The sequence below is a fragment of the Acinetobacter higginsii genome, from assembly GCF_000369845.1.
GTDB classification, from domain to species: domain Bacteria; phylum Pseudomonadota; class Gammaproteobacteria; order Pseudomonadales; family Moraxellaceae; genus Acinetobacter; species Acinetobacter higginsii.
In genome coordinates this window covers 400214-424487 of record NZ_KB850223.1, presented here as the reverse complement: position 1 = coordinate 424487, position 24274 = coordinate 400214, and the positions used below count along the sequence as shown (strand labels likewise).

General features: G+C 40.6%; 21 protein-coding genes and 1 tRNA gene. 9 read left to right on the top strand and 13 right to left on the bottom strand.

Translation table 11 applies throughout. From position 1 onward, the window contains the following. Positions 1-117: 117 nt before the first annotated feature. A complete protein-coding gene (locus tag F885_RS00795; protein ID WP_004801510.1) occupies positions 118-741 on the bottom strand; it encodes a MarC family protein in 624 nt (207 codons plus the stop codon). Between the two features lie 73 nt (positions 742-814). Beyond that, a complete protein-coding gene (locus F885_RS00800; RefSeq protein WP_032859837.1) occupies positions 815-1225 on the bottom strand; it encodes a J517_1871 family lipoprotein in 411 nt (136 codons plus the stop codon). A gap of 301 nt (positions 1226-1526) precedes the next feature. Between F885_RS00800 and F885_RS00805 the strand changes: the two genes are divergently transcribed. Beyond that, the gene (locus F885_RS00805; RefSeq protein ID WP_005202054.1) at positions 1527-1862 is read left to right on the top strand and encodes a hypothetical protein; all 336 of its coding nucleotides are present in this window, start codon (positions 1527-1529) and stop codon (positions 1860-1862) included. A 169-nt stretch (positions 1863-2031) separates the two neighbouring features. Here F885_RS00805 and F885_RS00810 read toward each other — a convergent pair whose 3' ends face one another. Beyond that, on the bottom strand, positions 2032-2919 hold the full coding sequence (locus tag F885_RS00810; protein ID WP_005322826.1) for an ArgP/LysG family DNA-binding transcriptional regulator: 888 nt from the start codon (positions 2917-2919) through the stop codon (positions 2032-2034). A gap of 114 nt (positions 2920-3033) precedes the next feature. Further along, a complete protein-coding gene (locus F885_RS00815) occupies positions 3034-4197 on the bottom strand; it encodes an MFS transporter (protein ID WP_005322823.1) in 1164 nt (387 codons plus the stop codon). Between the two features lie 390 nt (positions 4198-4587). Between F885_RS00815 and F885_RS00820 the strand changes: the two genes are divergently transcribed. Beyond that, positions 4588-5184 carry a LysE/ArgO family amino acid transporter gene (locus F885_RS00820; RefSeq protein WP_005322821.1) on the top strand — a complete coding sequence of 199 codons (597 nt, stop codon included), beginning with the start codon at positions 4588-4590 and terminating at the stop codon, positions 5182-5184. Between the two features lie 50 nt (positions 5185-5234). Here F885_RS00820 and F885_RS00825 read toward each other — a convergent pair. Both F885_RS00825 and greB read right to left on the bottom strand, forming a co-directional pair. Then, positions 5235-5324: transfer RNA gene (locus F885_RS00825), tRNA-Ser, on the bottom strand. Positions 5325-5420: 96 nt separating this feature from the next. After that, positions 5421-5909: a transcription elongation factor GreB gene (gene greB / locus F885_RS00830; protein WP_005322820.1), complete on the bottom strand. Its 489-nt coding sequence runs from the start codon at positions 5907-5909 to the stop codon at positions 5421-5423. A 374-nt stretch (positions 5910-6283) separates the two neighbouring features. Here greB and F885_RS00835 point away from each other — a divergent pair, with 374 nt between their 5' ends. Then, positions 6284-7393: an MltF family protein gene (locus F885_RS00835; RefSeq protein ID WP_005202024.1), complete on the top strand. Its 1110-nt coding sequence runs from the start codon at positions 6284-6286 to the stop codon at positions 7391-7393. 56 nt (positions 7394-7449) lie between these two features. Here F885_RS00835 and F885_RS00840 read toward each other — a convergent pair whose 3' ends face one another. Beyond that, positions 7450-7833 carry an SCP2 sterol-binding domain-containing protein gene (locus tag F885_RS00840; RefSeq protein ID WP_004801562.1) on the bottom strand — a complete coding sequence of 128 codons (384 nt, stop codon included), beginning with the start codon at positions 7831-7833 and terminating at the stop codon, positions 7450-7452. Between the two features lie 196 nt (positions 7834-8029). Next, positions 8030-8935, bottom strand: coding sequence for a tRNA 2-thiocytidine(32) synthetase TtcA (ttcA, locus tag F885_RS00845; protein WP_004801563.1), 906 nt, complete (start codon positions 8933-8935; stop codon positions 8030-8032). A 498-nt stretch (positions 8936-9433) separates the two neighbouring features. On the opposite strand from ttcA, the gene F885_RS00850 reads away from it, so the two are divergent. Next, a complete protein-coding gene (locus F885_RS00850; RefSeq protein ID WP_171061104.1) occupies positions 9434-10297 on the top strand; it encodes a lytic transglycosylase domain-containing protein in 864 nt (287 codons plus the stop codon). A 217-nt stretch (positions 10298-10514) separates the two neighbouring features. After that, on the top strand, positions 10515-11420 hold the full coding sequence (gene htpX / locus F885_RS00855; RefSeq protein WP_004801567.1) for a protease HtpX: 906 nt from the start codon (positions 10515-10517) through the stop codon (positions 11418-11420). Positions 11421-11478: 58 nt separating this feature from the next. Here htpX and F885_RS00860 read toward each other — a convergent pair whose 3' ends face one another. The 3 genes from F885_RS00860 to F885_RS00870 all read right to left on the bottom strand — a co-directional run bounded on the left by F885_RS00860 (position 11479) and on the right by F885_RS00870 (position 16887). Further along, a complete protein-coding gene (locus F885_RS00860) occupies positions 11479-12072 on the bottom strand; it encodes a DUF4112 domain-containing protein (RefSeq protein ID WP_005322817.1) in 594 nt (197 codons plus the stop codon). A gap of 78 nt (positions 12073-12150) precedes the next feature. Further along, positions 12151-13488 (bottom strand): magnesium transporter, encoded by a 1338-nt coding sequence (mgtE, locus tag F885_RS00865; protein WP_005322815.1) that lies wholly within the window; start codon positions 13486-13488, stop codon positions 12151-12153. Positions 13489-13779: 291 nt separating this feature from the next. After that, the gene (locus F885_RS00870) at positions 13780-16887 is read right to left on the bottom strand and encodes an efflux RND transporter permease subunit (RefSeq protein WP_005322813.1); all 3108 of its coding nucleotides are present in this window, start codon (positions 16885-16887) and stop codon (positions 13780-13782) included. 329 nt (positions 16888-17216) lie between these two features. Here F885_RS00870 and F885_RS00875 point away from each other — a divergent pair, with 329 nt between their 5' ends. Next, on the top strand, positions 17217-18830 hold the full coding sequence (locus tag F885_RS00875) for a phosphoethanolamine transferase (RefSeq protein WP_005322811.1): 1614 nt from the start codon (positions 17217-17219) through the stop codon (positions 18828-18830). A 172-nt stretch (positions 18831-19002) separates the two neighbouring features. After that, a complete protein-coding gene (locus F885_RS00880) occupies positions 19003-20145 on the top strand; it encodes a glycerophosphodiester phosphodiesterase (protein WP_005322809.1) in 1143 nt (380 codons plus the stop codon). Positions 20146-20188: 43 nt separating this feature from the next. Here the strand turns inward: F885_RS00880 and pnuC are convergent, their stop codons facing one another. After that, a complete protein-coding gene (gene pnuC, locus F885_RS00885; RefSeq protein WP_171068238.1) occupies positions 20189-20761 on the bottom strand; it encodes a nicotinamide riboside transporter PnuC in 573 nt (190 codons plus the stop codon). Positions 20762-21163: 402 nt separating this feature from the next. Here pnuC and F885_RS00890 point away from each other — a divergent pair, with 402 nt between their 5' ends. Both F885_RS00890 and F885_RS00895 read left to right on the top strand, forming a co-directional pair. Continuing rightward, the gene (locus F885_RS00890) at positions 21164-22114 is read left to right on the top strand and encodes a DMT family transporter (protein WP_005322805.1); all 951 of its coding nucleotides are present in this window, start codon (positions 21164-21166) and stop codon (positions 22112-22114) included. Between the two features lie 123 nt (positions 22115-22237). Next, the gene (locus F885_RS00895) at positions 22238-23839 is read left to right on the top strand and encodes a CocE/NonD family hydrolase (RefSeq protein ID WP_005322803.1); all 1602 of its coding nucleotides are present in this window, start codon (positions 22238-22240) and stop codon (positions 23837-23839) included. A 34-nt stretch (positions 23840-23873) separates the two neighbouring features. On the opposite strand, the gene F885_RS00900 is transcribed toward F885_RS00895, so the two are convergent. After that, the gene (locus tag F885_RS00900) at positions 23874-24188 is read right to left on the bottom strand and encodes a DUF5713 family protein (RefSeq protein WP_004801585.1); all 315 of its coding nucleotides are present in this window, start codon (positions 24186-24188) and stop codon (positions 23874-23876) included. Between the last annotated feature and the right edge of the window lie 86 nt (positions 24189-24274).

Sequence of the window (24274 nt, the reverse complement as noted above, 5' to 3'; positions counted from 1 at the left end):
TTGTTATTGTTTAATTCAAAATAATGACATCCCAAGTATTTTTGATTCAATGCATCCTCAAAAGAAAGAGAATGTTTGAAAAATACCTGAGATGTAGGAATCTGGGTTTAATACAATTCAACTCAGATTAGCTGAACGAATCAGCCCAATGATACCGTTTACAATCATATCAATTGCGATCGTACCGATCAGTAAAGCAGATAAACGTCCGACAATATCAAAATAGCGATCGATATATTTTGCATGTTTATAGCGTAAATGGTCATGACCAAACTTCATCAGGATCAAAATACTACAGGTTAGAATCAAGGTAATTGCAATAACAGCTATTGCCCCAGTAAAAGGTACACTTACCCCTGTCACTACCGCCGCACTAATTGTGCCTGGACCGATCATAAATGGCATCGCGATGGTACCCGCCAAATGCTCAGGCGCCCCCCGCATCTCACCAATGGTTTCAGCCCCTTGGAAAACATAGCGATAACCGATCACCAAGAAAATTAGACCACCAAAAATTTGAAAAGATTCGAAACGAACATTTAAATAGCGACTAAAAATATTCTCACCGCCCCAGGCAAATAGAATAAATACCCCGAAGGCGATCAAACTGCCCTGTATCAAGGCTTTACTAAATACCTTTGCATCGGTATTACGGATCATCCCGACCATGTAAACACTCATCAGGAAGGGATTGAGCAATGAGAAAAATAATGCAAACGCATGAATATAAGGAGAAAACATAACGGTCTCTTTAATCTGCGGAAAATTTTAACTGCCTGCAATCACAGGCAAGGTTTAGAATCGCAATACAAAATTAATTTAGGGCTTGCTTACACCCCACAGTGGCATTCTTTAACGCATCATCTTTATTCAGATCAAAATTAACCCCTAATCCCAATAGACTCATGTGAATGTTGGCCTTGCTGTTATTCAACGCTTTGACTTTAAACTTAACCCCTTTATCACTGTATAGGGTGTTATCAACCAACTTTACCCGATAAGACATGACTTCCTTACGGTCATCCATACACAGCATCCCAATGCCTTGACGGTTCAGACTTAACGCGACTGATGCAGCACCCGCTTCACCGGTCCAACTTCCTGAAAATGGGGTCTGTGTTGTACTGAGTTGGTTAAATTGAGCAGGAGACATCGTTGTGATCGAAGTACAACCAACCAAACCCAATACCAAAATCGCGGGTAGTAAAATATTCATCACAACCATCACCTAAAACGATCAAAATCAAATAATTGTTACCATTTTCCCATATTAAGGCCTTTTTTGATTTGTACCGCATGTATATGACTAGTATTGGAAATGTAAAAAACATTAAATAAATCTGTGATATCACAGTTATATTCAAGTTTTATTCAGAGAGCAAACCAAAACCTCTAATAAAGTATTTAATTCTTTAAAGCAAAATAACCTAAATCAATGCATAAATAATTCCTCATCAAAAATAATAAATTTTTCTTGATTTTTAGTTCAATCATCTGTAGATTTTCTTTTTGAGCGAGTAATTCAAATGAATTTCCAATCTATATTTGAAACGTTTCAAACTCTTCCAAATGGAACGGATGCCTACCAACAATTAAAACATCAATGTGAACAAGCTATTGTTGCTGCTGAACACCCGCTTGAACACAACGCCTTATTTCTTATTTATGGTTTTGCAAAAAACTATGTCCTACTCTATGAAGATCAAGCTGTCACGCCAGTTTTCGCAGACAAAGTAAAAGCACAAATTGTCGCTTATATGCATGAACTCAATGAGGCATTAAGCACGAAAGATGCCAGCAGTATATTAACCGCCTTAAATCATGTTTCTAAACAATATATTGGAAGCTCTAGAATTTTCTAATCATTGTCATCCAATATAATATTCAGACTTGTTTTAGTTTTGACATTACTTCTAAACATTTATTAGGTTTCATTTCGCCAATTAAACGTTTTAGAAGTAATGTTAGCCCATGCATTTAAAATCTTGTTCTATACACGATATAATAATTTTTTATTGTTATTCTCTCATCTTAGGCCAAAATTAATCGAGCGTGATTTACAATATGCTCAGTCAAAAGCTGTAATGGCTTTGATTGTTGATCCCAATGATGCCAATACAGTGGGATATCAATTCGAATATCAGGCAATAACCCGACCAATACTTCTGCTTTATTTTCAATATTCAGTTGCAGTTCGGGCACCATGCCATAACCCAACCCTAATTTAATGGCGGTCACAAAAGACTCTGATGATGGAATTAAGTGACAAGGATAAGTACCTTTCATCAATCCATAGTGTTTTTCCAGAACATCAAAATGCATACGGTCTTTTTCATTAAAAATAATCGCAGGTGCAGCACGTAAAGTTTCTCGATGAATGCCTTCTGCAAACCATTTCCGTCTAAATTGCGCTGTCGCCATCATTTGATAACGCATCAAACCTAAATATTGCGCACGGCAACCACGCATGGGTTGATCTTCAATCGAAATACAGGCACTCACCGTCCCCTTTTCTAATAATGAATAGGTATGAGACTGGTCATCTGTTCTCAGCTCAATCACAATCTTTTCTTTGAGTAACACATCCTTTAATGCAGGAAGTAACCATGTTGCTAAAGAGTCTTCATTTGAACCAATCACAGTCTTAAAAAAATGTGATTCTCCTCCACCAGTCAAACCATGAAGTAAGTTTTGTTCTAAACGCCGGATGTGCTGTATGTGTTCGAAGATTTGCTGACCTGCTTGTGTTAAGACACAAGGACGACCACGAATCAGTAGTAGTTGGCCTAATTCCTTTTCAAGTGCTTGCACCCTCAATGTCACTGCTGATGCAGTAATACAGAGCTTGGCGCCAGCTTGTTCGAAGCTTCCATGTTCAGCAACTGCAAAGAAGGCTTCACATTGTTTATTATCCAGCATAAAAACCTTAAAAAAATTTAGGAAAATCTAAACAACTTTAATCTTACTAAATTTTAAAAATAAAAAAAGATGATCATAACCAGCACAAAATAGCTTTGTCCTAATTGATATAGATCAAATCAGTCTTTTTCTTAAATAGATAATACTGAGTAAGGCAAATGCCAAACCAATAAAGGACGGCGCGTAACCAAAAGGTGTTGCCAACAGCCCAACGATGACCGCACCCGCTACTGCGCCGCCATAATTAAAAATATTAACACGAGCAATAATTTCATCTCGTCGGCTTTCATCCAAACGACCTACAGCAGAATATGTAAGTGGAACCAAAGCACCTACAGCAACACCAGCCAATGCAAAACCCAAAATAACGGTCACTAATGAATGGCTAATTCCAGACAATACACATCCGAATGCCCCGATCAGGAGCGTGACTAAAGCAATCCATGTCGCTGTTTTAAATTGCAGTAAATAGTCAAGACTTAAGCGTGTGAGTAGAATTCCAATTTGATAGGCTGCATAACCCAAAGGAGCAATCGTTGCCGAGCTTGCCAAAACATCTTTGAGATAAATTGAACTCCATGTACTGATTGCAGAATCGACAGTGAACACAATTAAAATAATCAGCCCAAAGATGAGAAGCTGTTGATATGGAATCGCTGGCTTATCTTGCAGATGTATGTCTGAGGATTGTTTTTGCTGAAATAAACAGTGTCTAGAGAGTTGCGAGGTGATAAAGGCAATCGCTACTGCAATGCATAATGCTGTCGTTGCTCCAAGTGCTGTTGAAACCGTGGCTGACATAATCAATGCCCCTAAAAATGCAGCCGCGGTATAACATGCAAAGAAACCACCAAATACACTTTTACCAAGCCGTTGTTCCATGATAACTGCTTGCATATTCAGTGCTGCATCTAAACAGCCTAATCCAAGTCCATAAAGCAAAAAACTCGCAATCATGAGGATCAAATTTGGACTAAATGCAGCAATTGCTATTCCTAGTGCTTCAAAAATAAAGCCAGTCACAACAGCAAGTCGTGAGCCAAGCTTGACTGTGATACGATCAGCTAAAATTGAACCGAGCGCTGCTGCAATGCATACCCCTAGAATTATTAGCGATAACTGATCATCTGAAAGTCTGAATCGGCCTTTTATTGTGGGGAGTGCCGTCATTACGGTCGCGTAGCCAAGGCCTTGTGTGGCAAAACCAAGTGCAATCACTTTTCGTGTTTTGCTGAGCATCAGATTGTTTTCATTATGAATATTATGATTGAGGTCCATGCCTGACTCACTGCATTATTTTTAAATATTTATCTGGATATTTCCTCGAGCACTTCCTGTGTCGATTGTTTTTAATTTTGATCTAAAACGATTCTGAAAATAAGGGCAATATTTGAAAAATAAGGGGGGTAATTCGGACAACGAGATTAAGCAGCTTTGTTACATAGCTCGACCAGCAAACCTTAAAAAAATTTAGCTAAACCAAAACAATCTTAATTTTACTGACTTTTATAAATAAAAAAAGATAATAGCAAACAGTAAATTTTTAATGGAAAAAAGCATCTAACACTTGATCTAAGCGTTAGACGAACGGCCTTTGCCTAAGCATATGCACGTTGTTTTCCAGCCAAAACCAGCACAGACCACCCTATATGATCGAGGAACCAAAATATGACTGCATTTTTCTATGGGCTTGGTATTGGCTTTTCTTTAATTTTAGCCATTGGCGCGCAAAATGCTTTTGTTCTAAAACAAGGCTTAAAGCAACAGCATGTTTTTTGGGTCTGTTTGATCTGTGCACTTTCGGATTCTATCTTGATTTATTTAGGGGTCATGGGCTTTTCAAAAATCGTGATTGACTTCCCTTTGATCGTTACCATTGCCAAATACTTTGGTGCTGCTTTTTTATTTTTATATGGACTTCGAAATTTTTACTCAGCCATCAACAATAGCTCATCACTCAACCCCAATGAAATTGAAAAAGACTCATTGCTTAAAATCATTGGAATGTGCTTGGCCTTCACCTGGCTGAATCCACATGTCTATCTAGACACCGTGATTCTGGTTGGTTCGATTTCAGTTCAGTTTCCAGATCATCTATATTTGTTTGCAGCAGGAACCATACTTTCTTCATGGATCTTCTTTTTCGCTCTAGGTTATGGCGCAAGAGTCTTATTGCCTTGGTTTAAAAAGGCCAGTTCGTGGAGAATTCTAGATGTTGTTGTTGGACTGATGATGTGGGCAATTGCAACTAAGTTGTTAATCTAAAATACAGAGAAATAAAAAAGCCCTTATTTTCATAAGGGCTTTTTCGTATTTGGCGGAAGCGGTGAGATTCGAACTCACGGAGGACTCACACCCTCGTCGGTTTTCAAGACCGGTGCATTAAACCGCTCTGCCACGCTTCCAATGGCGGCTATCATATAAATAAAAGTTCAACTTGGCAAATCTTTTATTCAAAATAATGCATCAACCGCTCAAAATAAAATCAACACCCTGTAATTTTAAGCATTTTCAGGTTTTTCATAGCGAATTGAGTTGATATACCACAGTTTTTTTCCCAACGGCGTATGCACTTCAACCTCATCATCCACTTGTTTCCCCAGTAAAGCACGCGCCATAGGTGACTCAATCGAAATATGTTGCGGATGATGATCGTAGATTTCGTCGATGCCCACGAGACGCAATTTTTTTTGCTCCCCTGCATCATTTTCAATTTCCACCCAAGCACCAAAGTAGACCTTTCCCTCCTGCTCAGGCACATAATCGACAATTTTTAATTCTTCTAAACGTTTTCCTAAATAGCGAACTCGACGATCTATCTTCCTAAGTATTTGTTTATTGTATTGATAGTCAGCATTTTCCGAACGATCCCCAAGGCTTGCCGCCCAGTTTACTTTTTTAGTTATTTCAGGACGTTCGTCATGCCAAAGCTTTTTTAGCTCAGCAACCAAAAGGTCATGCCCTGTACGCGTAATTAAATTCGATTTCATAAGCCCAAATACGTTAATACAACAGTCCATTTACAAGTTTTTGCATTGTATGCCTTATTTCGCCACGACTAAAGTGTATAAATTTTATTCTTTTCCAAATCATAGGTTTGTGATGTAACTCTCAATTTTTTATTGTGCAAAATTTGACATTCTTGGTTTTGCCGCTTAATATGCGCCCCTAAGTTTGTTTTTGTTTATTTTTTATACACTTTGTAAATGTTGTGAAACATTTGTACCATCTTTCCCTTTAACTCAATGTCATTACTGAATGACGTTCATGACTTGCCCACCCTTATTGAATTTATCAACTTTTAAAAGTTAAGGCAGTGTTTTGCTGAACTTTTTGGGCATAAATTACCTGTAGCGGAGACAACATGCACAGTAATTCAAGTTCTGGGTCGAGGCCTAGCCTTAACTCTTTATCTTCCAAACGACCTTTTCAAGCTTTAGCGTTAGGAGCTGCAATTCTTCCTTTCAATAGCTTGAATGCTGAAAAATCACATCAATACAATACGGTTGTGAATACCAATGTTTTAACTGTCGTTGCAGTTGAAAGTCCAACCACGGTCTTTAAAGACGGTCAATTCCAACATGGTTTTGGTTATGACTTAGTGCGTAATTACGCACAAAGCTTAAATGTAAAGCTTGATTTCAAAACCGTTCCTGACAATGCCACGGCATTGAAATGGGTTGCTCAAGGTAAAGCGAATATCGCGATGACCACAGCCAATCTGGCTGCGATTGAAAATAAACAATTGGTTTCATTTTCAGCAAGTTGTGGCGATCAAGCAAGCTTAAGTAAAAATGGTTTAAATCCTCAGTTAAACTGGGTGTTTAAGCAAGCTGATGATCCCCTCACCCTCACGGCGAGTGGTTTTATCTGTCAAAGTAAGCAATCGGGTACAACCCAGCAATTGGCCTCATTCTATAACCGCAATGTGGTTAAACCAGAGTCTTGGTCTACGATTCAAAGAGATTTGAAACAACGCTTACCGATTTATAAGGCAAGCTTTAAACAAAGCGCATCTAAATACAATTTAGATTGGCACTTACTCGCAGCAATTGGCTATCAAGAGTCTTATCTTAAACCCAGCTCAGTATCTCCCACTGGTGTACGTGGTTTAATGATGTTGACCAACAGTACAGCCAAAGCGATGGGCGTAAGCAATCGTTCAGATCCACTGCAAAGTATTCAAGGTGGTGCAAAGTACTTTGATCTGATGTTAGATCAATTTGGCAATGTACCTTATCCAGACCGTAACTGGTATGCTTTGGTTGCATACAATATGGGTCCTGGTGCAGTCAGCCAGATTCAGAAACGTATTCGTGCCCAAGGCAAAGATCCGAATCAGTGGGTCAATTTATATGACTATTTACAGCGTAATCAAGCACGAAATGGTCGCTATAAACAAGCCGTACAATATGTGACACGTATTCGTACCTATTTAGAACATCTCAAGACCAATAGCCGTATTGATGTATAACTGAATAGATATAAAAAAAGCTTACCTCTGGGTAAGCTTTTTTTATTCAGGAAGACTTAAGCAGTAAGCTCAAGTACTTTCTTGAATAAATCTTTTTGCTCTTGGCTTGGCTTCGCTGTTTGTAAAGCCATAAGTTGAGACATATCGCCTTGAACTTTGATTTTACCAGTCATGAATGCTTGCATCGCAGCAGCCATATCAAATTCCAAGAATACTTTACGTAAAGTTTCAGCATCCATGTTCAAAGTTGTTTTAGCATTTGAAGATAAACCCTTTTGGATTTTACCCGCATCTAAAGCCAACTCTGTATTACCAGCTGCATCTGTTACAACCAAGTTAATCGCTAAATTCGCAAGCGCTGGTGGCAAGTTTAAATCACCTGCTTCAGCAGTAAGTTTTTCAACAGTTGCAAACCAATCATCAGTTAAAAATGCAGCCATGATTATTCCTCAAATGTATTTGTTCAATTTCTTGTGCCATCTATCCAGACGACATCTCATGAAGCAATTTGCTCGTGCCCTGTTATAGCATGTAATTTTTATTTTAGGCTATGATTTTTTGTACGCGTGATTCAATTTTTAAAATTTTGATAAAAAAAAGGTACTTAACAAGTACCTTTTCAAAAATTTTTACACTTTACTCAGCTGCAAAACTGAGATTGACCACATCTAAGCGATTTTTCAACTCTTCTGGGTCTTTCATATCAAACTCTCGTTGAGCATCCAACGCTTCAAAATCGAATAGCTCACGGTCGGCCAATTGTGATGGAGACACATTCTGTAAGGCACCAAAAATACTGTGTAAACGTTTTGGATGCTGTTTATCCCATTCACGCAACATGTCATTGATAATGGCGCGTTGTAAGTTCTCTTGTGAGCCACACAAGTTACACGGAATAATCGGGAACTGGCGTAAATCCGCATATTTGATAATGTCTTTCTCTTCGACATAAGCCAAAGGACGAATCAGAATATTCTTTTTATCCGATGAAAGTAATTTTGGCGGCATCGCCTTCAAACTACCACCATGGAACAAGTTCAAGAAGAATGTTGCCATGATGTCATCACGGTGATGACCTAATGCAACCTTGGTTGCACCAATTTCTTGAGCGAAACCATACAGCGAACCACGGCGTAAACGAGAGCATACTGCACAGTAGGTCTTGCCTTCAGGTGTTAAGCGCTTGGTAATGGTATAAGTATCTTTTTCAAGAATGTAATATGGAATATTGTTCTCTTCCATATAGCGCGGCAAGATATCTTCTGGGAAGCCCGGTTGCTTTTGATCCAGATTCACAGCCACAACATCAAAATTGATGGGTGCAATCCGTTTAAACTGCAGCAAGATATCCAATAAGGTATAGCTGTCTTTACCGCCAGACACACAAACCATGACCTTATCACCGTCTTCGATCATGTTGTAATCACGAATTGCATGCCCAACCTGACGACGAAGCTTTTTCAACAGGCGATAATACGCTGAACTTGTCGGAAGTTCTGGCTTGAAATTAAATCCTTGGTTGGATTCCACTGGCGCGTACATAGACGTGATTTACTCATAAACAAAAATACCCGCAAGATTTTATCTCATTCCGAAAAAATGCGCATCTAAAGAATTTTTCAATTTCTTCCAATCGTCATATTTGAGTTTCATACTGGTAAAATTCTGATCAAAAAAATTCAGATTCGCCTGGATTGCTTATATTTCAAACTTTTCCACAGTTTTCCACAAAAGCTGTGGATAAATTTGTGGATTTCTTCGCTATTGACAAACTCTTTTTATCTTAAAATAAGGCTTCTGATTAGATTGATCATTTTTTAACCAATGATTTTATAAAAATAAAATCAATGACTTAGATAAGTCAAGACTTAGTTTTTAAAAAATTTTTTTTAATTTTTTTTGCTGAACATTCGAACAAAATGACTTGATTTTTGTCTAACAGTCGAAAATAAAAAAATTGTAGCGAAAGTTCTTTTTTTACTTTTTTTTGTTACACTGCTGTGAAGAACTTATGCTCATCCTTTCGTGAATATTATAATGATGAACAAAACAACATATTTTTTTACCCTTTGCTTGGGGACAATCGGTTTTTTTAATGGCGTAGCTCCAAGCTATGCTGGGCAGACGATTTATCAATTTAAAGACAACAATGGTACAACACTGCTGACCAATAAGAAGAAAGCAGAATATAGCCATTTAAAAGTGGTGAAAGCAACCTACTATCCAGACAGTAATATCCATAGTTATAGTAACTGGGGTGCGAGTGAGGCTTCAGTGCTTCCGAGCTATAGCCGTAATAAAAATGCATTTGATCCATTGATTCGCCAAGCGGCACAGCAACATGGTGTCTCTGAGGGATTAATTAAAGCGGTCATGCATACGGAATCTGGCTTTAATATCAATGCCCGCTCTCCAGTAGGAGCGCAAGGTTTAATGCAACTGATGCCAGCGACTGCACGCCGCTTTAATGTGAATAATGCCTATGACCCACAACAAAACATTTTTGCTGGTGCAAAATATTTAAGTTGGTTACTTAAACGGTTTAATGGCAATACGCAACTTGCAATCGCCGCATATAACGCAGGTGAAGGCAATGTCGATAAATATGGTGGCATTCCTCCATTTCGTGAAACCCAAGACTATGTGCGTCGTGTCACTAGCCGTTATCAAAATCTATATGCATCAAGTATCGGCTCATCTTCATCGAGCGCCGCGACACAAGTGATTGCACAATCTGCCAATTACACCACGCCATCCACCGAAGCTGTAGAAGTTGCACCAGCACCAAAACAATATAATCGCCAAATTATTACTCTTGCCGATGGTACCTTTACCGATGCACCATCAGGTACCTATACCACCACCAATGCCACTGCTTCTGCCAGAATACGCCTCAGTGATTGACAATTCAGGCCAACGATTCTCACAGAATGATTTTACCTGATATTTTTTAGACAAAATTTCATTTAAGTCACTGTTTCATAGCCAATTCATCGTTTTATAGGCTAAATGTATCTGCGCCCACTTTTTGCTTGAATTTTTACAATTCGCCCTGCATATTAGCGTTATGATTTATAATTTATAAATCAGATCACTTTTTCTTTATAAGAGGGTTTTCTCAATGATGCGGATTGGTTTGTTCTTGCTAACCAACCTCGCGGTACTGGTTGTAGCTGGCATTATCTTGTCACTCTTCGGTGTCGGTAGTTACCATGGCGCAGGGGGCTTGAATCTAGGCAACCTTTTAGTCATCTGTTTTGTCTTTGGTATGGTGGGTTCTATTATTTCCCTGTTCATGTCGAAGTGGATGGCTAAAAAAACCACTGGGACAGAATTAATTGACCCAAATGCACCCCGTAGTCAAGCAGAAGCTTGGTTATTACAAGAAGTGGCGCAATTATCTCAACGTGCAGGTATTAACATGCCTGAAGTGGGTATTTTCCCTTCTTACCAATCCAATGCATTTGCGACAGGTTGGAATAAAAATGACGCATTAGTAGCTGTTTCAACTGGCTTACTTGAGCGTATGAACAAAGATGAACTTCGTGCAGTACTCGCGCACGAAATCGGTCACGTTGCAAACGGTGACATGGTAACCCTTGCGCTGATTCAAGGTGTAGTGAACGCCTTTGTCATGTTCTTTGCACGTATTGCAGGTGACTTCATCGACCGTAATGTATTTGGTCGTGAAGAAGGTGAAGCACCAGGCCTTGCTTATTTTGCCATTACCATCGTACTCGACATCGTATTCGGTATTATGGCCTCTGCCATCGTGATGTGGTTCTCTCGTCAACGTGAATATCGCGCAGATGAAGCCGGCGCACGTTTAGCAGGTAAACAAGCAATGATCTCTGCTCTACTTCGTTTACAAGCAGAATCAGAAATGCCAGATCAAATGCCAAAAGAAATGAAAGCATTTGCTATTGCGGAAGGTAAGGAACAAGGCTTTAGCTTAGCTGCTTTATTCCAAACTCACCCTACCATTGAACAACGTGTTGCTGCATTACAGCAATTAAATGTTCAATAATCAGTATCAGATACATAATAAAGCCTCCATCACGGAGGCTTTATTTTTACTTAAAAATCTAGTGCGCTTGGAAAGATTGATAAAACTGCCACAGATAACTGAAACCGGCCCAGACCGCGACAACCAATAAGATAAGGACTGCAATTCCCAACAAATCTGGGATACGTAACCAAATCCAGCTGACAACTGGATTACGCCAGAAAGCTGAAGTCTTCTGCTTTTGTTCCAGTGATTCATGTAAGAATGGGTGTACCACATGAATATCACTGTGCACCTGATACTCCTCACGAATATGCGCATGTACGATTTCCAAAGTTCTTCGACTTGGACGAATAAAGACATCGAATACCGTGCCGACAATGGGGATAAATCCGACCAGCATATCCATAATTGCCAGTTTGACCACTCCCTTGAGTTTATGTTGTGGTACGCCCACCTCTCTGGCTTTTTTAAAGGCGTATAGCGTCAACACAAAACCCGCGATATCGCCCGCAAAAGGAATGGTACTCAATGCAGCATCGGCCCCGACCCCCTGTTTGGTAAACGGAATCCGAACCAAACTATCCATGGTGTTGGCAAACTTTGCTAAATCACGTTCGACAGCAATCGCTTGCTGCTGAGTTAATTTTTTTTGTTGTGTTGGAGCCGTCATTCACTCAACCTAAAAACCATGTTTATGCTTGAGAATAAAGTAGTTTTTAACTTTTGTCGGTACAATTATTATTACGACTCAGAATAAAATCATCGAGGCGATAAATAAATACACCAATACCCCTGTCGCATCACAAATTGAGGTGACCAACGGCGCGGAAGCACTGGCAGGATCAAGTCCAGCTTTGTTTAAGATAAACGGCAAGCTCATTCCGATCAAACAGCCCATCAATACAATGCCCATCATGCTCAGCGCCAGTACCAAAGCCACCATTTCATCACCACGGAAATAACCCAGTAATGACACTGCAACCGCCATGGTGCCACCTAAGCACAGTGCAACTAAACTTTCACGTCCGAGTAAATAAAACCAGTCTTTGAATTGCACATCACCCGTTGCTAAGGCTCGGACCATCAATGTTGAAGACTGAGAACCTGCATTGCCTCCACTTCCCACCAATAACGGCAAAAAGAAAACCAATACCAGATTTTTCGCAATAACATCTTCATAGTGGGCAATACCAATCCCTGACAACAAGCTACCAAACACCAAGAAAACCAACCAAAAAACACGCTTCTGATAAAGTTGCAAAATGGGTGCCGACTTAATACTGAGTTTAGATGATGCATTGACCGCACCGACTTTTAAGAAGTCTTCTGTTGCTTCTTCGCTGGCTACATCCATTGCATCGTCATAGGTCACAATCCCGACCATCATCTGTTGATGATCGATAATCGGCAGTGCTAATAAATCATAACGGGCAATGGTTTTTGCGACTTCATCTTGGTCGGTATCCACATAAGCAGTGAGGACATTGGTCTCCATCAACTCATTAATATTTTGCTCTTCAGGCGCAAGTATCAATTGCTTTAAAGATACAACCCCTAAAATTTTACGTGCTTCATCCAACACATAAGCGAAATAAATCATTTCGGTATCAGGCGCTTCGAGACGTAGCATTTTAATTGCATCATTAACCATCATATTCGGTTTTAAAGTCGCATATTCGGAGCTCATGATTGCCCCTGCCGTGCCCTCTAAATAGGATGACAGTTGACGGATATCTTCTCTCTCCGCCTGTGCTAGGGCTGGTAATAGCGCATTTTGTTGTTCTTCATCCAAACATTTGAATACGTCAGCGCGTTTATCCGATGACATTTCCCCAATAATCTCTGCCAGAATATTTCTGGGCATGGCTTGGGCCAGTTTGACTTGTTCATTGGGTGGAAGATAGGAAAATACATAAGCACGATCAGGTAAATGCGTCAGCAGCAATTGACTTTGTTCAGCCGAGAGCTGTGTCAATACATCTGCAATATCGACTGCTTGAAATGTTTCAACTGATGCAAGTGCAAGTTCAATATGATTATTTTTAAGTGCGTCGCTTAATAAATATAAAAAGTTGTTGTAGCTCATATTCGCCTCTTCACTACAAAGTATCTGCAATGAAGGACTAAACGCAGCGTATTATTTTACGATCGAATAGAAAACTTCATTCAGATTTTGATTAATATAAAAATGTGTAATTTGAAATAAACTACAACTCTGCGTGTCCATTTAGGGAATCAAACCTCATTAGGCCGCTTATACGGCACGGCAATACTACAAATATTTTTTTATATTCTCAACTTAGACAACAAAAATGAACAATTCGAACCTTTATTAGAGGAACGAATTATTCATGTCTGCCACTAATTTATAGTGCTCTTATTTAGCCAACTCAACCTTATCTTTAGGTTTAAACAAAGTTCTGACCAGTACATACATAAATGGAATAAAGATCAGCACCAAAATCGTACCAAATACAACTCCACCAAATACACTATAGCCAATCGCTTGTCGGCTCAATGCGCCCGCACCACTGGAGAACATCAATGGAATCACGCCTGCACCAAAGGCAATTGAAGTCATTAAAATTGGTCTGAGGCGAAGACCCGCAGCCTGTAATGCAGCCTCCAGTGCAGTCCGGCCTTGCTGCTGTAAACTTGCTGCGAACTCAACCATCAAAATCGCATTCTTACAAGACAGGCCAATGGTGGTCAGCAGCGCAATCTGGAAGTAGATATCATTGGCGAAACCAAACCAATAACTAAATAGAATGGTTCCTCCAATCCCAAGTGGAATCGCGGCCATGACCACTGAAGGAATCGACCAGCTTTCATACAGCGCTGCAAGACAGAGGAAAATAAAGGCTACAGACACCAGATATAACCAGATTGCCTGATTACTGGATTCCTGTTCTTGATAAGACAATCCACTCCATTCCAAACCGACATCAGGCATTTGATCCACCAGACCACGAATGGCCTTCATCCCCTGCCCGCTACTAAAGCCATTGGCTGCATCTGCTTCCAAACTGATCGCAGGATAGCCCATAAAACGTTCTAACATCGGTGGTGCGCCTTGCCACGTAATCTGACTAAATTGCGAGAAGGGTACCATCTGCCCATTGGCATTTTTAACATACCAGTAATTCAGGTCTTCCGGCTTAGAACGATACGGTGCATCACCCTGTAAATAGACCCGTTTAATACGCCCACGATCAATAAAGTCATTGATATAGCTACCACTCCACGCTGTCGAGAGTGTGCGGTTAATTTCACTGACATTGAGACCATGAATCATCGCAGCTTTATGATCAATCTTGATATTCAATACGGCCTGATCATCATTGCCTTTTTTATCAAGGTTTTCGACCGAAGGCAGTGCATTCCCTTGTTGCTGCAAACTTCGGAAAGAGTTCAATAAACTTTCTCGACCCAAGCCTTTGGTGTCCTGTAGCCAAAACTCCATTTTGTCAGAGTTCCCAAGCCCACGAATCACCGAAGGCATCAGTACCATAATGCGGGCTTGATTATTTTGGGAGAAATACTTCATTGCACGCGCACGAATTTGCTGTGCGCTATTTTCTGCACCTTTGCGATCATTCCAATGTTTAAGCGATACAAAGGCCTGACCCAAATTTTGTCCTGTTCCTGAAAAGTTACGCCCATGAATCACCATGACCCCATTCAGATTGGCCTTTTCATGTTCAAGGAAATAATCTGAAATTTGTTTCCCAACCTCTTCGGTCTTGCTCATCGGTGTTCCTTCCGGTAAACGGAATTGAACCCCTAACAAGCCTTGATCTTCTTGAGGTAAGAAGCTGGTTGGCAGATCACGATAAACCCAAATAAAACTACCAATCAGCAGTACAATACCCAATAGAGAAATGGTTTTTAAGTTGATGACCTTTTGTGAAACATTGAGATAACGCGTTTTAATATAGTCCAAACCCTGATTGAACTTGATCGCCCAACGCGCCTGTTTCTGCTGAGGCTTTAATAAAATCGCACATAAGGCTGGGGTTAGGATCAAAGCCACCAGCAATGAAAGTCCCATCGCGACCACAAGCGTAATCGAGAACTGACGGTAAATAATCCCTGTTGCACCACTAAAGAAAGACATTGGAATAAATACGGCGGTCAGTACCAAAGTAATCCCGACCAAGGCACCACTGATCTCATGCATGGACTGAATTGAGGCTTGCTTGGCACTGAGTTGCTGTTCATGCATCAGTCGCTCAACGTTTTCCACCACCACAATCGCGTCATCGACCAACAAACCAATCGCCAACACCATCGCAAACAAAGTCAGGGTATTGATGCTCATCCCTAAAACCGCTAAAACGGCGAAAGTTCCGAGAATTACCACTGGCACGGTAACCGCTGGAATTAAAGTAGCCCGCCAGTTTTGCAGGAAGATAAACATCACCAAGACCACCAGCCCAATTGCTTCGATCAGGGTTGATACCACTTGCGACATGGATTCTTTTACGAAAGGCGTATCATCGCGTGGATAGACCACAAAATAGCCTTCAGGAAGCGCTTTTTCTAAGCGTGCCACTTCCTTATACACTGCATCAGCAACTTGCATCACATTGGCCCCGACCGTCAAGGACAGTGAAAGCCCCGATGCAGGATAACCATTTAGACGGTTAAACACCTGATAGTTTTCAGCACCGACTTCGACACGAGCGACATCTTTTAAGTAAACAAAGCTACCATCTGTATTGGCTTTGACAATGATATTTTCAAACTGTTCTGGTGTTCGTAATAAAGAACCCGATGTGACTTTGGCATTTAAATATTGATCTTGAGCGGCAGGTAAATCCCCAATCGCACCTGCTGCTACCTGTGCATTCTGGTTTTCCAAGGCAGTGCGCACTTCACTGACTTGTAATTGATAACGTTCTAAGCGTTGTGGATCGAGCCAAATACGCATGGCATATTGCGATCCGAATACACTGACCTCGCCAATCCCTTCGATTCGACTGAGATTTAACTCAAAGTTATTGGTTAAATAATCTGAAATATCTAAATTGGTTGAACGCCCTGATTTATCTCCCAGACCGATCACCATAAATGAATCACTCAGCGACTTGCGAACATTAACGCCTTGTCGTTGTACATCTTCGGGTAGGCGGTTAATCGCGCCATTAATCGCATTTTGTACCTGAACTTGTGCTTGATCTGGATCTGTACCTTGATCAAAGAACAGACTGATTCGGCTATTACCACTGGCATCACTGCTGGAGTTGAAATACAGCAGATGATCAATGCCTTTAATTTGTTGTTCTAAGACCTGGGTAACACTGTCTTCAACCGCTTGTGCATCTGCACCACTATAATTTGCCGCAACAGTAATTCGTGGTGGCGCAATATCGGGATAACGCTCCACCGGTAACTTTAGAATTGAAAAGAGACCCACAGCCATGACGATGATTGCCAGTACACCAGCAAAGATCGGGCGATGAATAAAAAACTTAGATAACATGGCTGTTTATTCCATTCTAGAAACAGTCAATTTTTCAAAAAGATAGAGAGAATACGAGTACGTTCAAACTATGATCATTACCGAGCTTTCAGGCAAACACCATCCCTATTAACATATCATTTCAAAAAGCAGAAATTGAGGAGAAATAATGGATTTTAGATACTTCTACATAACTTCATGCACGATCTTTGCACCAATTTAACAGTTTAGCTGTGCTAATTAATTTAATTTACTGTGCAATCAAATACTTCTTAATTTAGAATTGACACACTCCCCCGTTAAACCGATATTAGCCGCTTAACTTTTCTCCCTCACAGTACTAGGCATATATGAAGGCCAGCTTAAAAAACTTGAATATTCTGCTGCTGATTTTGCTGCCTGCATTCATTACAGGTGGCTTGCTCATTGTCGCAGGTAATTTATCTGATGGTTTAAGGCTTGGCTTTTTATCTCTACCTGGTGTTTTGTTTATTTATTTGGCAATTACGCGCCAAAAAACATATTGGTATATCCTGACCATTGCTTGGTGGTTTATTGCTTGGTTAGACGCCTTGCTACGTTCAAGTACCTGGTTTTTATTTAATAGTGATAATGAAGCCTATTTTGTTATTGAAGCGATAGCCAATACCAATCATCAAGAAATTTGGGGATTCTTACAACTGCATCTGGTCACGATTGCTGCAGTAATTTTTGCTTTACTCAGTGTGTTGGCTATCTATAGTTTTTCTGTATTTAAACTGGTTAAGCCTGCCCATTTTAGTCAACTCTGGCACAGTCGCATTTATCGCAGTTGTATTATTTTATTGATGTTACTGACCGTGACCAGCTATTTGATGAAACCTTCACGAAAAGTCCACCCCATTATTTTTTGGACTGAGTTTGAGACTAAAATTGAAGATTTCCAAAATAGAATTAAGCAACATAAAGATGTCCATCAGCAATGGGATGTCAGTGCTAAACAAAATCTCGCACTGACCCAACAAGCAGTAGGCAAACAAACCCATGTACTGGTACTTTCTGAAAGCCTAACCAGTTTGAATCTAGGGGTGTGTGGTTATGCACGCGATACCACACCTGAATTAGCCAAACGACTGGCTGACATCAAAGTATTCTGTAATGCCTTCTCACCCTCACCATCGACCATTAATGCATTACGGGTCTTGTTGACCGAAAGTCCGGCTTCTGAACATGATAAATATTCGCCTGAGAGTGTGCTGGCTTACGCACGTGCTGCAGGATATAAAATTTATTGGCTCAGTAACCAAGATGATACTTATCTGTCTTCTTTATTTGGTTCCTATGCCGATAAAGCGGTTTATAAAAACACCCGCTCTGGACGGAGTAGTACCTCTTTAGATGAAAGCTTATTGCCTGATTATCAGCAAGCACTTGCAGATCCTGATCCCAAGAAGTTAATTATTCTTCATCTGATTGGTGCACACCCGAATTATAAAGAGCGCTATTCTGCCGCCTTCAATAAATTTACCAGCACCAGTAATGATCAAGTCGAAGTCGAACTTAAAGGTCGGGATATTGACCCTTGGATTCGTTCCTTACGTAATGATTATGATAATGCCGTGTTATATGAAGATTCTCTGCTAGCACAATTTTTGGATACGCTGAGAGCCGATGCCGTACCAGACTTTAGATCATTCACAGTTGTATCGGATCACGGCAATGAAGTGGGACACGAGATTGACTACGCTGGACATAGTCCCAATACCAAAGCAGGCTATCAAGTTCCTGTGATTATGTGGTCGGATAAAATGCTCGCCACTGGTGTCAACAAAGACAGAACCATCAATACTGCCGAACTTGATAACAATTTAATGCACATTATGGGACTGAAAGATAAATCATCGCTTGAACAGTCTTATTGGCAAGATAAAGACTATCAGTTTATCCCTGAGATCAATTGGCCGTATTGGAAGCATAAATCCTAACATCATGATTAGACATCCAGTTGCGAACTATCGTGCAACTGGATGTTTGCTATACATTACACAGACATTTTAAAATTCTTGATAATTTCATAAAAGCATCATGCAACTGTCATTGATTTGATAACTTTCGCTTGCAAACTAGCCGCTTAAATAAAAACTGATGAGTTTATTCATGTTTAAAAAAGCTGCGCTTTGTCTCTGCCTGATCAGTCTTGCTGGCTGTAATGATGACAATAATAATCAAAGTAAGACCACTCAACCTGAATATCAACTACCAAAAATTTTAGTGATCGGACATCGTGGTGCCAGTGCACTTCGACCAGAACATACTCTCGCCTCTTATCAAAAAGCCATAGATGACGGCGCTGATTTTATTGAACCCGACTTGGTTTCAACCAAAGATGGTGTCTTGGTCGCTCGCCATGAAAATGAAATTGGTGGGACTACCAATGTGTCCACCCTACCGCAATTTGCAGACCGTAAAAAAACCAAAGTCATTGATGGGGTCACTTTAGAAGGTTGGTTTACTGAAGACTTCACTTTAAAAGAGTTACAGCAACTCAAAGCCCGTGAACGTATTCCGCAATTCCGACCAGACAATCAGAAATATAATGATCTCTATGCTATTCCAACCTTAGAACAAATCATTGAACTGGCAGAAGCACATTATAAAAAAACTGGAAAAATCATCGGTCTGTATATTGAAACCAAACATCCAACCTACTTTCAGCAACAGAATTTGGCGATGGAAGATGCTTTACTGAAAACCTTATCCAAGTATCAATACAGCCGAGATATTGCACCTATTTATTTACAGTCTTTTGAAGTTGGAAATTTAAAATATTTAAAAAGCCAACTCGACTTACACAAGAGTGTGAAGCATGCACAATTGATTCAGCTCTATGATGCGCCAGAAGCAAGACCAGCAGATTATGTTGTGCAAAATAATCCTAAAACCTATGCGGATCTGGCAACGGCACAGGGCCTCAAAGATGTTTCAAGCTATGCCAATGGTGTCGGTCCATGGAAAGTCTATGTCTTTAAAGATGCAGCAATGACACAGACCACTTCGTTTATTGCGGATGCGCATAAAGTCAATTTAAAAGTACACCCTTATACCTTCCGTCCAGAAAACAACTTCCTACCCGATACGCTGAAATGCAGTGCTGATGTCGCTAAAGCAGCTGAGCGTTGCAGCACAGGGTCCATCAAAGAAATGCAGCTTTATTTTAAAGCGGGGGTCGATGGTGTATTTACCGATGATCCAGCCTTAGGCCGTCAAGCCGTACAGACCTATCAGGCAACGACGAAATAATCTTTATCCACAATAACAAGGGCAGCTCAGCTGCCCTTGTTATTTATAGCTGAAACTTTTGTTTTTGTTTGACCTGTTGCCATTGCCACCAACCATAGGCTGCCAATCCAACAAAAGCCGCATAGAGTCCCGCGGTCAGGAAAACCTCTTTGTAAATAAACATACCGACATAGATAATGTTGACAAAAATCCAGAGAATCCAAGTGGCAATATGCTTACGACTGGTCCAGTAGGTAGCAAGTAAACTAAATGCCACCAATTGTGAATCTAACATCGGTACAGCAGCATCGGTAAAGTGTTTAAGAATCAAGCCAAACAACAGACCAAAAATCAGCGCCAAGCACATTTGCGCCAATACAGTGGTCTTGGCAATCGGTTCAATCCGAATATCATGGTCTTGACGTTTGCCTTTAAGCCAGTAATAGAATCCATAAAGATTCATCGCAATAAAGAAAAATTGCAGGATCGTTTCACCATATAACTTGATGGTAAAGAAAAAATAGGCATACAAACTACACGCCAAAAAGTTAAACCACCAGCACCACATATTGCGTCGAATGGTCAAGGTCACACCAATCAGACTAATCACTACCGCAAAAATTTCAAAGGCAGACAAGAGCAAACATCTTTCAGAATTTGATGGCAACATTATGGAAAAATCTGCAATTTTAGCAATGCCCAATTGTTTATTTACTTTGCTTATATTTTTATCTTTATTTGAGAAAACGACTATTTTTCACCCAAAGCCTATGCTATAAAAATCTAAAGCTAATTTAAGAATGTTGATATGTTCAGCAACAAAGTGTCTTTCGCACCCGTCATCCTGATTTCGCATGCTATTTCTGCCCATGCAGCATGGCGACGTGTCTGCATTTTTATGCGAGGAGACTTTGTACAACTTCATCCGATGCCCCATTAAAAAAGCATCATTTGAATCCCAAGGTCGCCTCAACAGCGACCTTTTTTGTTGCCTAAATTTTTTAACCCCATCTACCGTTGTTATAACAGGAACCTCAACATGAGCCAGTTACCCGAAAAGAATTTTATATCCAGCACACAGATACAACCGGCTGTGGCCCTCGTTTCCCCTCGCCTTGCTACAGTCGGTCAATTTATTGCAGTCGTGCTGATCTGGTCATTCACGCCTTTGGCCGCGGTTTTGACTGTGCACGAAATTCATTGGGCTTGGGGACTGTTTTTCCGATTTAGTATCGCCATTCCATTGGCATTAATTTGCCTGTTTTATTTCCGACAAAAACTTATTCTGACCCCTCAGGCCTTGATCAGTTATGGCGCAGGTGCAGTTGGTTTATTTGGTTCTATGACTTTTTGTTATATGGGTGCAACCCGTGTTTCATCGGGTATGATTTCGATTATTTATGGTACGGCGCCACTCTGGTCAGGTTTGATTGCTGTCTTTATTCTAAAGCGCGAACGTTTTTTAAAACGTCAATGGTACGGACTCACACTAGCAATTTTTGGCTTGTCTCTGACACTCGGTATAGGTGCTGATCATATTCAGCTGGATTCAGTTGGGGTGTTATATGAAATCATTGCGGTTCTACTCTATGTACTTTCAATGTTTAGCGTTGCCAAAGTTGGCGCAGAAATTCATCCAATCATTCAAACCACAGGCTCAACTCTGGTTTCATGGTTTGGCTATCTGTGTTTATTACCTTTTTTTCTCGCTGAGGCACCAACCCAGTTCCCGAGTCTGCAAACCAGTTTGGCCCTGCTGTATAGCGCCTTATTTTCTTCTGTGCTGGCCATGATTTTTTACTTTCATTTAATTCAAAAACTCAACCCAACTACAGTGATGCTGATCACCATTCTGACGCCTGTGTTTGCCACCTGTTGGGGCTTTTTGTTCAATCATGAGCCTCTCAGTTTACATCTGATCATAGGTTTAATGTTGCTGTGTTTCGGTCTGTTTCTTTATGCCTATCGAAACCGACCACGCCCACAATAAATATGCAAACGGATCGGTCAGGTAACACCTCCGATCCGTGATAGTATCTATTGATCGGCTCAAGTACACTATCCTAACGCTCTGCGTGACATCTCAAAGATTTGTTCAAGGATGAAATAATCGATGCGTTCTTACGTTTTATGGCTTTGCTGTAGTCTGGTATTGGTGTTACAGGGTTGTGTACATGCGACGACACAGCCCAATTCAATAACGCTTAAAACCACAGAACTCAAGCAGCGCTATTATCAAGCCAAAACCACTGCAGCTGATGGCACGGTACTCGCGTTTACCGTGTATCAACCTCATTTAGCATCCAGTCAAACAGCTCCATTACTTTTACATACGCATGGCTTTGGTCTGTCTCGAATGAAACGACCTGAACTCAGTTTATATGGCTTTCTTTTGCCAACAGGGCAAGTGGCAAAAACCGCTTGGCAGAATGGTTATTGGGTGATTAGCTATGACCAGCGTGGACATGGAGGCAGTCAGGGTAAAATTCGCCTGACTGATCCAGAAAAAGAAGCACAAGATGTCATCACGCTGATGAACTGGGCAGAAAAGAACCTGCCACAACTAACCAAAAATCAAAACGGCGTCCGTACCGGTATGATTGGTGAATCTTATGCGGGCGGGGTGCAGTATCTAGCTTCAGCTTTAGATCCACGCTTACAGGCGATTGTACCGATTACCACGTGGTATGACATTGTGCATAGCCTCGCCCCCAATGGCGTGCCTAAAAGTAACTGGATTGCTTTCCTCAATCTAATAGGCGACTGGTGGAATTGGAATAAATTTGATCCTGAATTGAAACAGGCCTATCTGGATACGCAGCAAGGTCAATTAAAGCAATCGACTTATGATTTTCTCAACACCCATCAAGCCAGCTGGTTTTGCAGTCACAATCAAGCCCCTCAGGCAGATGCCTTAATTATTCAAGGCTTCAGAGATGTGCTCTTCCCTTTTAATGAAGGAATTAAAGCAGCTCAATGTATCCAACAGGCACAACATGAAGTGCATTTGATTGGGGTACAAGGCGGCCATTTACAGCCCTTTACTCAGCACTCTCCCTTAGGCAGTACCCCTTTTTGGTATATTGGCAAATCGGTTCGCTGTAGCAATCAACAGCAGTACAATCTACAAAAAACCATTTTGACTTGGTTTAACCAGAAGCTAAAAGATCAACCACCAGCCGAATCATTACCTGAATTATGTGTCGATCAAAGCCCTGTCAATCATTTTGCCGATCTTAAACCTGTAACCAGCTACGATCTGAAAAAAACATGGATCGCACCGACTGCGACCCAAGCCGTTTTTATCCCGATCCATACTGCTCTGCAACCCACCTCAATCACAGGTTCAGCGCTACTGAGTTTAAATATGGAAACCACCCATGAATATGCAGATGCGACCTTGTTTATCTCAATGGCAATTAAATCAAAGATCACAGGAAAATATACCGTTTTAAATGATCAAACGGCCCCATTTAATCCAGCCAAGAAAGCAAGCTATGATCAGATTCGATTGGGTTTAACGGCTCAGAACAGCAAAACACCAAGCATCGAATTACCGAGTGTGTATGGACAGCTCAATGAGGGAGATACGCTAGGCTTATTGATCAATAGCGAAAGTCTGTATTATCAAAAAATACAACAGCCCAAAATTGAAGCATGGATTTCAGGGCAAATTGTGTTACCAAAACTTTGGCATGGAGCAGCTGCGAATTAATTGTTGTTATTATAAAAACCAACGAGAGTGAAATTTACCACTCTCGATTGGCAATCAATTCTTCCATTTCAACATCTAGGTAGCCGACATCTTGCACCACCATCATCATCGCTTCAGCAATATAATCTGCGGCGGTGTCATCCAAGCTTGATTCCAAATCTTCAAACTGCGGCTTCATTTCGTTAATTTCAATCATGGTCTGATGTGCATAACGATAGATTTCCGTTTCAGACAGATCGGTACGACTGACCTTTTTTGAAAACTGCTGGATATGCTGTTTCACTTCGGCAACGAGAATATCAGGATAATATTCATCGTCAAACATGGGGAGGAGTAAATTTTCAAACATAAAAAATAATATGCCAATAAAACGCCATGCTTATAACATAATTTAGCCAAAATCACGATATTAAGTCATAAAAAAAGCGGTTTTTT